Source organism: Chryseobacterium taichungense (assembly GCF_900109935.1).
In the GTDB taxonomy this organism is placed as follows: domain Bacteria; phylum Bacteroidota; class Bacteroidia; order Flavobacteriales; family Weeksellaceae; genus Chryseobacterium; species Chryseobacterium taichungense.
This window is the reverse complement of sequence record NZ_FOBV01000003.1, coordinates 34,313-48,207: the sequence shown is the minus strand read 5'-3', so window position 1 is coordinate 48,207 and position 13,895 is coordinate 34,313. Positions and strand designations below refer to the sequence as shown.

Below are 13,895 nucleotides of genomic sequence, written 5' to 3'. Positions count from 1 at the left end.
AAATAATGTTAAAAAAATCTTTAGCAATAATGAGTATTTCTGCAGCATTTTTTGCGCAGGCTCAGGATGTTTCTGTAATAAGAAATACAGTGGATGTTTATTCAAATGCCCCTAATGTCGGTTCAGCTAAATTTAATGCTATGGCCGGATCAAACGGTGCTTTGGGAGGTGATGCGAATTCTTTGCTTACCAACCCTGCCGGTTTAGGAGTTGCGATTTCGGGGGAAGTTTCAGGAACGCTTTCTATCACAAGTAATAAAAATACATCTTCTTTTGCAGGATCTTCTTACGGATATAATATTAATAAAGGTGATCTTGGAAATATCGGAGCGGTGATGACGTTTCAGCTGATGACTGAAAGTGCTTGGAAATTTATTAATATCGGTGTAAACTATTCGAATCAATCGATTGAAAATTATGTTGAGACTCCAGGTAATACTAATTTGATTTATGATTTTCCGGATGCTACCAGCTCTTCTTTCGCAAGACATGCATATGACCGATATGGGTATGTATCTAAAACGAGTGTTGGGGTAGGAGCAAATTATAATAATAATTTTTACCTTGGAGCAGGACTTAATTTCTTTAATTCATCTATTGATCAGTCTGATACGGCAATTTTCAACTCTTTATCAAACGGAAGTTCGGAATATTTCAGCAAGCAAAATACTCCTTTCTCTGAAAGAGGAAATGGTTTCTCGGCTTCTTTGGGGGTGATCGGGAAATTAAGTCCTAACTTTAGATTAGGTGCTGCATTAGAAACTCCGACTTTCTGGAACATTACCAGAGGCTACAGTTTCTATAACGATCCTATCTACGGTGATGATTATGCTTCTGAAGACCGAAAATTAACCTCTCCTCTAAAGGCAACTGTTAGTGCTGCATTTATCGCGAGTAAAAGTTTTGCTTTAAATGTTGACTATACATTGGGATTAACAAAACCAAAATATAAAGTATACGGAGGTGCAGAAACAGAACTGAATGATTTCTTTAAAGATAACTACAAAAATCTTTCAGAATTAAAAATAGGAGCAGAATACCGACTTAAACAGTTTAGACTAAGAGGAGGATATGCCTACGCTTCAAGTCCGTTTGATGCATTGACGGTTGACAGATACACTGACAATGGTGGTGTAGCAGAAGGACAATCTTACGGAAATCTGATTTTAAATGACAGAAATGCGCTTTCAGTTGGTTTAGGATATGATTTCAAATCGTTTTATATTGACGCATCATATCAGAATGTGACTTCAAAATATACAAACCCGTTTTTATATGGTGTAGTTGTCAACAATTATGAAGCAGGATATTATTCTCCAAACCGCTTGATTTCAAGTGATGCTTACGCTGTATCAGATGTAAAAAATGTAAGAAACAATTTCTTTATTACATTTGGCTGGAAGTTTTAAATTATATAAAAATATCCTATAAAAAAATCTCCGAAGCAAATTCGGAGATTTTTTATTATGAGTAATGAATTTGTTTTTAATGATGATGCTCCAGATGAGAATGATCGTGGAACAAATGCATGATCAACGCCAGTGAAACACCAAGAATAACAAGTCCGATCTTTACCCAGTCAATATTGTGACTTTTATTGCTTTCAAATATAATAACAGAAGAGATATGCAAGAATATGCCTCCTACAATAGCCAGGAAATAAGGCTGCAAATCAGGATTAAAATAATTCCCCAACAACATTCCCATCGGTGAAGCCAGAGCAAATAATGCAACAATCAGTAAAGAAGGGTAAGACGGTGTACGCTTAGACTCATCTTTCCTGTTGAATAAAAAAGCTCCAAGAATAAACGAAATCGGCAGATTATGAAAAACAATTCCCCAAAGGTAAGGTGAAAGCTGATGCTCTTCATTTGCCAAAGGAATTCCTTCAATAAAAGCATGGATGAAAAGTCCCACCATTAAAGCTAAAGGAAGGATGTTATGATCGCTGTGATGATGGAAATGTCCATGTTCAAAGCCTTTTGTAAGGGCTTCCAGAACCATTTGTAACAGAACTCCGATGAGTACGAAGATTCCCAGACTGCTTCCGGGCTCTGCGGTATAGACTTGCGGAAAAACTTCGTTAAGACAGATGGTAATCAGAAATCCGGCACTTAAAATCAATAGATTTTTCGCCAGCTTTTCTTTTTTACCAAAATGCTTTCCGAGAAATACTCCTGAAATAACACTTAAAATCAGTAAAATAACTGTTACCATTTCTTCTTAAATAAATTGATACAACGGGGCGAGCTTTCTTTATCAAATTCATTCAGCTGATAATCTCCCCAGATTTTAATTCTTTCAAATCCACATTCTTCGGCATATGAATTAATGGCTTCTAAAGTGTGAAGCTTTACTTTTTCAAAAAAATGATAAGGCTTACCATTATCTTCGAATCTGATATCTTTGATGATATGTCTCCCTTCTATCTTTTTAGTAATTTTAAACTCAATATCTCCTCTGATTACCGTAGATTCAGGAATTATATTTTCTCGTACAAATTCTTCATTCAGATAATCAAGAACAAAAAATCCTCCGCGTTTTAAAGCATTATAAACTGAATTAAAAACTTTCTTATCATCACTTTCCTGATCAAAATATCCGAAACTTGTAAAAAGATTGAAAACGGCATCCATAGGTTCAGCTTCAATCGGATTCCTCATATCATGGACTTTGAAAACTAATGTCTCATTCTCAAACTGTTTATCAAATTCTATACTTTGTCTGGAAAGATCCAATCCAAGAACGTCATATCCTAATTTATTGAGAAAAACAGAGTGTCTGCCTTTTCCGCAGGCCAGGTCAATGATCTTAGAATTTGGCGCCAACTGAAGGTCTGCTGTAAGTTTTATAATAAAATTTTCTGCTTCCGTATAGTCTCTGTTGTTGTAAAGCAAATGATAATAAGGGGTATCAAACCAAGATTCAAACCATTCCATAATGCAAAAATAACTAAATTTGTGCGGTAAAAGGAAAAAGTATTTAATATTGAAAGATCGAAATATTCAATAAGCCAATAATTGTAATACCTAATCTTTTAATTCTTAAATATTTAAACCTTTAATAATTACGTATGGATACAGAAAATATACAGATTCAGATAAAAACTTTCTTTGGCCTCGAACAGATCCTGGCAGAAGAGATTAAAAAATTGGGAGGGAGAAAAGTTGAAGTTAAAAACAGAGCTGTTAATTGCGAAGGCGATTTAGGGTTTTTATATAAAATCAATTATTCTGCGAGAACGGCCCTGAAAATCCTGGTACCTGTTCATGAATTTAAAGCTTTTAATCAGCATCAGTTTTATGACAGGCTTTTTAAATTCAACTGGGAAGAATTTATGGATGTTGAACAGTCATTTGCGATCGATGCTACGGTAAATTCAGAGACTTTTAAACATTCTCAATTCGTAACCCTAAAGATGAAAGACGCCATTGTTGATTATTTTCAGGAAAAATTCAAAAGACGTCCGAATGTTGAAACCAGAAATCCGGATATTAAATTCCACCTTCATATTGACCGTGAGCTCATCACGATTTCTCTTGATTCTTCCGGTGATGCTTTGTTTAAAAGAGGATACAGAAGAGAACAGGGAGAAGCACCTATTAATGAAGTGCTGGCAAGCGGAATGCTTCAGCTGGCCGGCTGGGATGGAAAAGGCAATTTCCTGGATCCTATGTGCGGTTCCGGAACATTGTTGATCGAAGCGGCCATGATTGCGATGGACCTTCCGGCACAGATTTTCAGAAAAAGATTTGCTTTCCAGAACTGGAAAAACTATGACGCCGAACTGTTTGCAAAAATAAAAGAATTCAGAATCAACAGGATTAAAGAGTTTACCGGTAAGATTGTCGGTTATGATATAGATGCCAGAATGCTCAACGCAGCGAGAATCAATATTGAAGCTGCAGAAATGGAAGATGTGATTGAAGTTAAAAAACAGAATTTCTTTGATTCCAAAAAAGAGCTTTTCCCGTTGTTAATGGTTTTCAATCCGCCTTATGACGAGAGAATTTCGATTAATGATGATGATTTTTACAAGAAAATCGGAGATACTTTCAAGACAAATTATCCTAATACGTTGGCATGGCTGATCTCATCGGATCTTGAAGCGGTAAAGAAAATAGGATTGCGCCCTTCCAGAAAAATCAAACTTTTCAACGGAAAGCTGGAAACAAGATTCCTGCAGTACGAAATGTATGAAGGAACTAAAAAAGTTCATAAATTAGAAAATTAATTTACTTTTAAATTATAAAACCTCCAGGAATATCGATTTTCTGGAGGTTTTTTTTATAGCATAAATTAAACTTAGGGTCTATTTAAATTTCACTAAATAAATTTTATAGTTCTTTCTAATTTTCTAAACTAAATAAACTTTGTTTATTCTTTGATTTAACATTAAGGATTTTAGTAAGTTAGACTTTATTCAAGTTAAGGAATCAATAAATTGATTTTTATTAAGTTTTTTAAGCTAAGGTGCTTCTTAATTCCTTAATGTTAAAATACATTATAAATTTAAACAGGCTTTTGTTATTGATTGTTTTTCCAGAGTTGCGTGAAAGTAATAAAATCTGCCACACTTAACTCTTCAGCTCTTTTATCCATAAATTCGTGGGTTTTTAAAGCTTCGGGAATATTGAGGACTTTAAGGGCATTCGAAAGTTTTTTTCTTCTCTGGTTAAATCCAGCTTTTACGATCTGTTTAAACAAAACTTCATTTCCTGCCAGCCCTTCTTTCGGATTTCGTGTTATTCTGATGACGCCTGATTTTACTTTTGGTGGCGGATTGAACACATTTTCATGAACCGTAAAGAGATACGACGTATCGTAATAGGCCTGAATCAAAACAGAAAGGATTCCGTAGTCCTTTGTTCGCGGAACGGCTGCTGTTCTTTCAGCAACTTCTTTCTGGAACATACCGACCATTTCAGGAATCAGCTCATAATGATCAATGATCTGAAACAAAATCTGTGATGAAATATTGTAGGGAAAATTACCGATGATGGCAATCTGCTCCCCGTTTGTGAACTGAAAATCCTGCTTCAGAAAATCACCGACAAATGTTTCTTCGCTTACTTTTGAATAGTTATTTTTAAGATATTCAATAGATTCATTATCAATTTCCGCGAGGTAAATTTTCTGATCTTTTTCCAGCAGATATTTGGTGAGAACACCCATTCCAGGCCCTACTTCCATGACGTTTTTGTAGCCTTCAAAACTCAGGCCTTCTACGATTTTTCTTGCGATGTTTTCATCCGTCAGAAAGTGCTGACCAAGATGCTTTTTTGCTTTTACACTCAATGTTTTTTATGATTTTATTAACAGTGATTTTCTCTTTTTCGTTCCCAAATTTCGGAAGATTTTTTCTATTTTAGCCAAAAATTTTAATATTAATGGCTAAATCTGTAGATGAATTTAATAAGAAAAGGCTTAGGTCTAGCAATATTACAGTTGTGATAAGTATTGCCTTAGTGTTATTTTTGTTGGGATTAATGGGACTTATTTTAATCAATGCCCAGAAATATTCCGATTATATCAAAGAACAGCTCGTAGTAAATGCTTATTTCGCTGAAAATTATAATGCTAAAGATTCTGCTAAAATTGCAAAAATGGAGGCTGAAGTTTTTAAGGAAATTCAGACATTGGCTCCCGTGAAAAAGGCAACCTACATTAGCAGAGAAATGGCGTCTCAGGAAGCTAAAAAAAGCATGGGAATCGATACCGACGCACTTTTCGAAGAAAATATTTTTCCTTCATCTATAGAAATTGCCCTCAAGCCGGAATATGTTGATCCTGCCAAAATTGATCAGGCATTAAAGGTCATCAAGGCTGTTCCGGGAATCGCCGAAGTGAAAAACGACAGCACTTTGATGGTAGATGTTTACAATAATCTTAGCAGAATTCTTAAATGGATTTTAGGGTTTTCCATACTGTTTTTAATACTGGCGGTCGTATTGATCAACAACTCGATCCGTCTGAAAATATTCTCTAAAAGATTTATCATTAAAACCATGCAGCTGGTAGGGGCAAAAAGAAGATTTATTCTTAAGCCTTTCATTATCGAAGCTGTCGTGTTAGGTGCGATAGGTTCTTTAATAGGACTTTTGGCATTGTTCGGACTCTGGTATTACTTTACGAGTCAGATAGGCTCGGCCTTTGTACAGGACAACAACCAATATTTCTGGCTGGTATTGCTGGTATTTGGAGTAGGGATTTTTATTACGGTCTTGAGTACGGTGGTTGCCACCTGGAGATTCTTAAGATCAAACGTAGACGATTTATATTATTCTTAAAATGAGCAAAAAAACAAATAAATTTTCCGCAGACAGTTTTGGAAAAGAAATTACCGAAACACCGCAGGAAAATACATTCTATTTCGGAAAGCAGAACTTCAAGTGGATGCTTATCGGTCTTGCATTTATCGTAGTAGGATTTCTACTGATGATGGGACACGACGCCAACACCGTAGACGGAAAATTTGATCCGAATTCCTGGAATGAAGATATTTTTTCCATTCGTAGAATCAGAATTGCACCTTTATTCGTTGTAATCGGTTTTGTGATCGAAGTTTACGCGATCTTGAAAAGAAAATAAATATACTTTACGCAGTAAAAACTTTGTCAGGGTTCTGAACTTTGACAAAGTTTTTTTTGATAAATACAAAATTTTTATGGATTTAATCAAAGCAATAATCATTGCTATTATTGAGGGATTAACAGAATATCTTCCAATTTCCTCAACCGCGCACATGGGATTTACAGCAAGCCTGATGGGGCTACCGGAAGACGAATTTTTAAAAATGTTTCAGGTTTCCATTCAGTTTGGGGCGATTCTTTCTGTTGTAGTGGCATACTGGAAGAAGTTTTTTGATCTTAAAAATTTACAGTTTTATTTCAAACTTGCTTTTGCAGTAATTCCAGCGTTGGTATTGGGATATCTTTTTGATGATAAAATTGAAGCTATTCTTGGCAATCAGATTGCAATTTCTTCAGTTTTGGTGCTGGGTGGTGTGGTGTTATTGTTTGCTGACGATTGGTTTAAAAATCCGAAAATTGACGATGAAAAAGGAATCACGATAAAGAAGGCCGTTACGATCGGTTTTTGGCAATGTTTAGCAATGATGCCGGGAACCAGCAGAAGTGCAGCATCCATTATTGGTGGAATGACCCAGGGATTAACGAGAAAAGCTGCAGCAGAGTTTTCTTTCTTTCTCGCAGTTCCAACGATGCTGGCCGTTACGGTTTATTCCGTTTTTGTAAAAACATGGGGCAAGGAAACGGCAAATCCGCAAAAAGGCTATGAGATGATTATGGCTTCACAGGATCATATTACTATTTTTATTGTAGGAAATATAGTTGCTTTTATTGTTGCATTAATTGCCATTAAAGCTTTCATCGGAGTTTTAAATAAATATGGTTTCAAACCTTGGGGCTGGTACCGTATTTTCGTCGGTGTAGCTCTGCTGATTTATTTTTATTTCTTTAAATAAATCAATTACTCATTACTTATTACCCATTACCTATATATAAAATGACTGCTGAAGACTTACAATCAGGACATATATTTTTACTGGACAAACCTTTGGATTGGACATCTTTTCAGGCGGTTAATAAAATGAAATACAAACTCAAAAAAGAGTTTGACCTTCCTAAAAAATTCAAAATCGGTCATGCCGGAACTTTAGATCCAAGAGCAACCGGACTCCTGATTATCTGCTGTGGAAAATTCACGAAAAAAATTCCTGAAATTCAGGATGCCCCGAAAGAATACTGGACAGAAATAAAAATTGGAGTTCAAACCGAATCTTACGACACAGAAAAACCTGAAATTCTTCATCAGGATATTTCGCATGTTACAGAAGATCAGATCAGAGATACTTTGTTAAAATTTATTGGTGAAATTGATCAAACGCCACCGGTATTTTCTGCCATAAAAATTGATGGAAAAAGAGCTTACGATCTAGCCAGGGCAGGAGCCGAGGTTGAAATGAAATCTAGGAAAACAACCATTTTTTATATAAATGATATTACCATCAATCTTCCGTTGGTAAGTTTTACAGTAGGATGTTCAAAAGGAACTTATATCAGAAGCCTCGCTCATGATGTCGGCCAGGAACTTGGAGTTGGAGCATATCTTACGCAATTGAGGAGAACAAAAATCGGAGAATATAAAATCGAAGATGCAACATCTGATTTTTTGGATAACGATTTTAAATTTAATAAACCATGAAAAAAAAATTACTTTTGCTCTTGACTTTAGTTTCTTTCTCTTTAGTTTTTTCCCAGGAAATCAAAGCTTCCAAGACGATGGGATTTTATTTTAATCCGTCACTGAATCTTGGATTTAAATTAAATAAAGAAAAAGAAATTCCCAACAATACACAATACATCAATTCCGAGCCTCCAAGGAAATTCACATACGGTATAACAGCCATTGGCGGTTATAATTTTCTTCCTAACTTTGCCTTAGGAGCAGGATTCAGATATAGTTTTATTCAGGATAATTATCATCTGATCTACCTAATGGTACAGCCTAAATTTATTTTTGATCCGGGTGACCGACCTTTCTATATCGAATTAAATTATGGTAAACAGCTAAACAATGCAGTCGTTTCCGATGCTGAATTCTGGGGTGGGAGACTGGGAATACAGGTTTCCTATTCCAAAAGACTCAGCCAGGAAGGAGGGATCTTTCTGGAAGGTCATAAACTGGGAAATTCCAATCCGTTTTTCGTTGGAGTGAGCTATGGAGTGACCATTTTCAGCAATAAAAATTATACAGGCTACGGAGAAGACTAATGGAAAAAACACGTATCAACAAATATCTGTCAGAAGTTGGCTACTGCTCAAGAAGAGCGGCAGACAAACTTTTGGAGGAGGGTAGAATTAAGATCAATGGAAAAATTCCCGAAATGGGAACTAAAGTTTCCGATGAAGATGTGATTGAGGTCGACGGTAAACCCATCCGTGAGCCGGAAGAAGATCATGTTTATATCGCATTTAATAAGCCTGTCGGGATCGTTTGTACAACGGACACCAAACGGGAACAAAATAATATCATCGATTACATTAACCATCCGAAAAGGATTTTTCCTATAGGACGTTTGGATAAGCCAAGTGAAGGACTGATTTTACTGACCAGTGACGGTGATATTGTGAATAAAATTCTACGGTCGAGGAATAATCACGGCAAAGAATATATTGTACGAGTTGATAAACCTATTACCCCAAAATTCCTCGATAAAATGCGAAACGGAGTGCCGATTTTAGATACTGTCACCAAAAAGTGTGAAGTAGAAAAAATTGATGAAATGAATTTCCGGATCGTTTTGACACAAGGATTAAACCGGCAGATCCGCAGAATGTGTGAGTATCTTGGCTACGAAGTAAAAAAGCTTAAACGCATCAGGGTTTTAAATATCAAACTGGATCTGCCGATCGGAAAATGGAGAGACCTTACTGACGATGAGCTTTCTACCTTACAAAAACTTGTAGAAGATTCCAGCAAAACTTTTGATTAATTTACAGTAATTGTTATCATCATTATTTCAATAGATTATTTTATTATTTCAATAGATCATTTTATTATTTAAGGTACAGCTTCATTCTCGCTTCATATTCGGGCTTTGTTTTCAATAGTTTCCAGATTTTCTTTTCGTCTTTTTCGGTAAGTCTGTAAAAGATAATTTTATCTGCAGAATATTTGAAGTACGGATGATTTTTCAGCCATTCTTCCGGGGCATCCAACAAGGTATACTTAGGAACATTTGAAGTGTTTAGTTGTGCTATGGAAAGCAGTTTTTTCGTTAATTCAGGATCAATATTATACGTAGTTAAAATCTGTTCTTTATTGACGAATCCTCCTAATTTTTTCCTGAAACCAAGCATAGAACCGGCCGCTTTTTCATCAAACCCAAATTCTAAAAGCTGTTTAAAAGTAATTGCATTTAAATCAATTTTTGAAAAATCCGTTTTTTCCTGTTGCTTAGTTTCGCTTTTTGAGGTTCCGTTATTTGCCATGGTTGCCGGATTTAATCTGATAAAAGGTTTCATTTCCTCAAATTTTTCAGTGGAAATCACAAAACATTTTTGAATGTCTTCTATGCTTTTAAAGCTTCCTCTTAAATTTCTATCGCGGTAATTGACAATAGTTTGTGCCTGTTTATCGGAAAAGCCAAAAGATTTCCATTCTTCAAGGGTCAATGTATTCGGATCAAAAGCGTGATATTGGATTTTGGTGGAATTTAAGTTTTTAACATACTTGTTATAATTCGCCGATGTCTTTTCAGGTAAGATCAGATATGGATTGATCTTTTCAAAGTTTTCTTCACTGATGATAAAACATTCTTTGAATTTTTCCTTGCTTACAAAACTGCCTCCCAGATAGCTTTTATATTTTATGATGGCTTCCGCCTGCCGCTCAGAAAATCCCATTTTTATCCAGTCATTTGCTGTATAAAGATCAGGATTAAACTTACCCAAAACCGTAATTGATTTTTTCTCGAAATTTTTGAAATGAGTGAATTTTGCTTCAAGACTATTTTCCGGTAAAAGAATATATGGTTCCAGTTCTGAGAACTTTTCACCGGAAATGGCAAAGCATTTTTTGAATTGTTCTTTGGATAAAAATTTTCCTCCAACTACTTTCTTATAATTAAGAATCGTGGCAATCTGTCTTTCGGTAAAGCCTAAATTCTGCCATTGTTTTTCATCCAGCTCGTTGGGATCGAATTCTGCTAATTGTAATGCCTTGGAATTGTTGGTGATAAAATGCACATCAGAAAAATCTTCTTTCTCCTTGCTTCTGTATTTTTGAAAAGCAAATAAGATGATGAGTAGCATTCCAATACCTGCCAGCCTTTGGTAATAACTTTTTTTCATTGCCGTAAACTTAATAATTCTTTCAGTTATTAGCAATGAGTAAGTTACAAATGGTGAATTTCAATATATAACTTCAGATAAATGGTTGAAAAAATAAATTGATGTAAAGAATAATCTTAAAATTTTACTTACTCGCTGTCCTTTTCAACAAGAGAATCTTTAAGTTTCAATAATTCCGCTTTTACAAATTCAAGTCTGTCGATCAGCGTAATGGTTTCTGAGATTTTGCTGTTTGTCGTAAGCGCAATTTTGGCTCCGTCGAGCGTGTAGCCTTTTTCTTTTACCAAATGATAGATAATCTGAAGGTTTTTGATGTCTTCCGGTGTGAAATAACGGTTGCCTTTTTTGTTTTTTTTAGGCTTAATGATAGGGAATTCCTGTTCCCAATAGCGTATTAATGAAGTGTTTACATCAAATGCTTTCGCAACTTCTCCTATGGAATAATACAGCTTATCTGGTAAATTTATCTTCATTTTTGGAATCGTAATTTTCAAAGATAAAAATTTTTTAATTTTCTTCAGCAATACTGTGACTTAAAAGTTGATCTTTACGTGTTATTACGGTAAAAATTCATTTTCAGACCTGATAGCATTATTGTTGTTTTCAGTATTTTTGGACTAAATTAAAACCAGCGTGAATTCTATTTCGGTACTCAATATTGATTTGTTTCAGGGAGGCAGAAATACCTCTGATTTTTATTTCAGTACTCTGAAAAAGCATCTGATCGTCGGTCACCGGCATCTGGAAAAACCTCACCGCCACGATTTTTATGCTACTATTCTTTTTACACAGGGAAAAGGTATTCACGAAATAGATTTCCAAAGATATGATGTTTCTCCGGGAAGTTTGTTTTTTATGTCTCCCGGACAGATCCACAGCTGGGAGCTTTCTTCCGATATCGACGGGTATATCTTCTTTTGCTCTCAGGATTTTTATGAGATGCATTATGTGAATCAGAAGCTCAGAAGTTTTCCTTTCTTCGGATCGGTGCATTTTCCCAGAAAAGTTCAGCTTGAGGATGAGCATTTACAAGAGTTTATTTCGATTATTCATCATCTCGAAAATGAATATCATTCGCAAAACCTGATGAAAAATGGGTTGATATTATCATTGTTATCACAGATTTTTATTCATTCTACAAGGTTGTTTTCAAAAGATTTTGACCATCTTTCCTCTTCTGCAGGACTTTCTTATTTTAAGCATTATCAGGATTTTGAAGATTTGCTGGAGGAAAATTTTACCACAGAAAAATCTGTTGCATTTTACGCATCCGCTATGAATATTTCCCCAAAGCATTTAAACAGGATTATTCAAACTGTTGTTCAGAAAACGGCGACAGATCTTATTACCGAGAGAGTAATCCTGGAAGCCAAAAGAATGCTGATCTACCTTGATGAAAGTCTTGTAGAAATCGCTTTCCGTCTTGGATATGAAGAATATTCTTATTTTGTAAGGGTTTTTAGAAAATCTTCCGGAATGACTCCGACGCAGTTTATTAAAATATATAAGTCATAAAGAATTACAATACCAGCTGGAAAGGCCCTTCAAAAATAGTATCGAAAGAATCAACAAGATTTCCTTTTTCATCAAAAACTCCGATCGTCATATTCTGCTTCGAAAATTTTATCTCTTTTTCAGGGAATGAAATATTGATATTTCCTTTTAAGATCTGATCTCCTTTTAATATAATCTTTTCATTACCAAAGTACTGTATCTCTGCATTTTCAGGATTTAAAACTTTTATGGTTAATGTTTTGTTTTCATTAGATTTATTTAAAAGGGTATAGATAAAAGTATTCGTTATTTTTCCGTTTTTAACGAAAAATGTTGATCCTGCCGGTTTGATAAATTTGGCTTCCATTGAACCTCTGTCATACATCAGAAAACCTAAAAATCCGATCAGTAAAAACAAGAAAATAGCTGTTGCTTTCATTCTGGAAGTAAATGTGAATTTTTCCTGATTTTCGATTTCAGCCTCTGTGGCATACCGGATAAGTCCTTTCGGAAGACCTACTTTCTCCATTACTTGATCACAGGCATCGATACATGCGGTGCAATTGACGCATTCCAGTTGTTGTCCGTTTCGGATATCGATTCCTGTAGGGCAGACAATGACGCATTGGTTACAGTCGATGCAATCTCCCTTTCCTGCAGTTTTTCGGTCCTCATTATTTCTCCATTTTGAACGATTTTCACCTCTCTTGAAATCGTAATATACATTAATGGTGTTTTTGTCGATTAGTACGCCCTGCAGCCTTCCGTACGGGCAAACCAAGGTACAAACCTGCTCACGAAGCCATGTGAAAACAAAATAAAAAATTAAGGTAAAAGCAACCATTGCAATAAATTTGAAAGGATTTTCTGCGGGTCCCTGAGAAATGATCCTGAAAACCTCTTCATAACCAACGATATACATAAACATAAAGTTGGTAATAACAACAGAAATTAATACGAAAACAGACCATTTTAACAACCTTTTCCTAATTTTTTCGGAATTCCATTCCTGACGGTCGAGTTTTATCTGTTTGTTCCGGTCGCCTTCAATGAGATATTCTATTTTTCTGAAAACACTTTCCATGAAGATGGTTTGCGGACAAAGCCAGCCACAGAAAATCCTTCCGAAAACTACTGTAAATAACATGACAAAAATGACTGAAGTCACAGCCCCTAAAGCAAGAATAAAAAAGTCCTGGAGATAAAATGGCTGCCCGAAGATGAAAAATTTCCGGTCAATCACATTCAACAACAAAAAAGGATTGTGATTGATTTTCACGAATGGCAAAACAAAGAAAAGGGCAAGCAGAAAAAAGCTTGTGTAGTTTCTATAATTGGTAAATTTCCCTTTAGGCTTTCTCGGATATACCCATTTTCTCTTTCCGGTTTCATCCATCGTGCCAACTGAGTTTCTGAAATTCTCATCATTTTTTTCCAGTGCCTGAAAGCTGTTGGATTGTGTATTCATCGTTTTAATGTTGATTTTTAAACCCGAAATCAAATACGTATTCCGGTTCTGCAAAG

The 13,895-nt window shown here is 35.3% G+C and carries 15 protein-coding genes; 9 read left to right on the top strand and 6 right to left on the bottom strand.

From position 1 onward, the window contains the following. Positions 1-29: 29 nt before the first annotated feature. On the top strand, positions 30-1,409 hold the full coding sequence (locus tag BMW64_RS07010) for an OmpP1/FadL family transporter (RefSeq protein ID WP_089999324.1): 1,380 nt from the start codon (positions 30-32) through the stop codon (positions 1,407-1,409). A gap of 76 nt (positions 1,410-1,485) precedes the next feature. Here BMW64_RS07010 and BMW64_RS07005 read toward each other — a convergent pair whose 3' ends face one another. Both BMW64_RS07005 and BMW64_RS07000 read right to left on the bottom strand, forming a co-directional pair. Further along, complete coding sequence (locus BMW64_RS07005; protein WP_089999323.1) at positions 1,486-2,217, bottom strand: ZIP family metal transporter; 732 nt, start codon at positions 2,215-2,217, stop codon at positions 1,486-1,488. After that, the gene (locus tag BMW64_RS07000; protein WP_089999322.1) at positions 2,211-2,939 is read right to left on the bottom strand and encodes a class I SAM-dependent DNA methyltransferase; all 729 of its coding nucleotides are present in this window, start codon (positions 2,937-2,939) and stop codon (positions 2,211-2,213) included. Before BMW64_RS07000 ends, BMW64_RS07005 begins: the two co-directional genes overlap by 7 nt. A 134-nt stretch (positions 2,940-3,073) precedes the next feature. On the opposite strand from BMW64_RS07000, the gene BMW64_RS06995 reads away from it, so the two are divergent. Further along, complete coding sequence (locus tag BMW64_RS06995; RefSeq protein WP_089999321.1) at positions 3,074-4,234, top strand: THUMP domain-containing class I SAM-dependent RNA methyltransferase; 1,161 nt, start codon at positions 3,074-3,076, stop codon at positions 4,232-4,234. A 293-nt stretch (positions 4,235-4,527) separates the two neighbouring features. On the opposite strand, the gene rsmA is transcribed toward BMW64_RS06995, so the two are convergent. Further along, a complete protein-coding gene (gene rsmA / locus BMW64_RS06990) occupies positions 4,528-5,298 on the bottom strand; it encodes a 16S rRNA (adenine(1518)-N(6)/adenine(1519)-N(6))-dimethyltransferase RsmA (RefSeq protein WP_089999320.1) in 771 nt (256 codons plus the stop codon). A 92-nt stretch (positions 5,299-5,390) separates the two neighbouring features. Here rsmA and BMW64_RS06985 point away from each other — a divergent pair, with 92 nt between their 5' ends. The 6 genes from BMW64_RS06985 (at position 5,391) to rluF (ending at position 9,517) form a co-directional block, all read left to right on the top strand. After that, on the top strand, positions 5,391-6,290 hold the full coding sequence (locus tag BMW64_RS06985) for a cell division protein FtsX (RefSeq protein WP_089999319.1): 900 nt from the start codon (positions 5,391-5,393) through the stop codon (positions 6,288-6,290). A gap of 1 nt (position 6,291) precedes the next feature. Next, on the top strand, positions 6,292-6,591 hold the full coding sequence (locus BMW64_RS06980; protein WP_089999318.1) for a DUF3098 domain-containing protein: 300 nt from the start codon (positions 6,292-6,294) through the stop codon (positions 6,589-6,591). Between the two features lie 76 nt (positions 6,592-6,667). Then, on the top strand, positions 6,668-7,486 hold the full coding sequence (locus BMW64_RS06975; protein ID WP_089999317.1) for an undecaprenyl-diphosphate phosphatase: 819 nt from the start codon (positions 6,668-6,670) through the stop codon (positions 7,484-7,486). 41 nt (positions 7,487-7,527) lie between these two features. Further along, positions 7,528-8,226, top strand: a complete 699-nt coding sequence (truB, locus tag BMW64_RS06970; RefSeq protein ID WP_089999316.1) for a tRNA pseudouridine(55) synthase TruB — start codon at positions 7,528-7,530, stop codon at positions 8,224-8,226. Then, positions 8,223-8,795, top strand: coding sequence for a hypothetical protein (locus BMW64_RS06965; RefSeq protein ID WP_089999315.1), 573 nt, complete (start codon positions 8,223-8,225; stop codon positions 8,793-8,795). Before truB ends, BMW64_RS06965 begins: the two co-directional genes overlap by 4 nt. Next, the gene (gene rluF / locus BMW64_RS06960) at positions 8,795-9,517 is read left to right on the top strand and encodes a 23S rRNA pseudouridine(2604) synthase RluF (RefSeq protein WP_089999314.1); all 723 of its coding nucleotides are present in this window, start codon (positions 8,795-8,797) and stop codon (positions 9,515-9,517) included. Before BMW64_RS06965 ends, rluF begins: the two co-directional genes overlap by 1 nt. Before the next feature lie 64 nt (positions 9,518-9,581). Here rluF and BMW64_RS06955 read toward each other — a convergent pair whose 3' ends face one another. Together BMW64_RS06955 and BMW64_RS06950 are read right to left on the bottom strand one after the other, a co-directional pair. Then, a complete protein-coding gene (locus BMW64_RS06955; protein ID WP_089999313.1) occupies positions 9,582-10,877 on the bottom strand; it encodes a helix-hairpin-helix domain-containing protein in 1,296 nt (431 codons plus the stop codon). 128 nt (positions 10,878-11,005) lie between these two features. Further along, on the bottom strand, positions 11,006-11,350 hold the full coding sequence (locus BMW64_RS06950) for a MerR family transcriptional regulator (protein WP_029294276.1): 345 nt from the start codon (positions 11,348-11,350) through the stop codon (positions 11,006-11,008). Between the two features lie 160 nt (positions 11,351-11,510). On the opposite strand from BMW64_RS06950, the gene BMW64_RS06945 reads away from it, so the two are divergent. After that, positions 11,511-12,392: an AraC family transcriptional regulator gene (locus BMW64_RS06945; RefSeq protein WP_089999312.1), complete on the top strand. Its 882-nt coding sequence runs from the start codon at positions 11,511-11,513 to the stop codon at positions 12,390-12,392. A gap of 4 nt (positions 12,393-12,396) precedes the next feature. On the opposite strand, the gene ccoG is transcribed toward BMW64_RS06945, so the two are convergent. After that, positions 12,397-13,839 carry a cytochrome c oxidase accessory protein CcoG gene (ccoG, locus tag BMW64_RS06940; protein WP_089999694.1) on the bottom strand — a complete coding sequence of 481 codons (1,443 nt, stop codon included), beginning with the start codon at positions 13,837-13,839 and terminating at the stop codon, positions 12,397-12,399. Between the last annotated feature and the right edge of the window lie 56 nt (positions 13,840-13,895).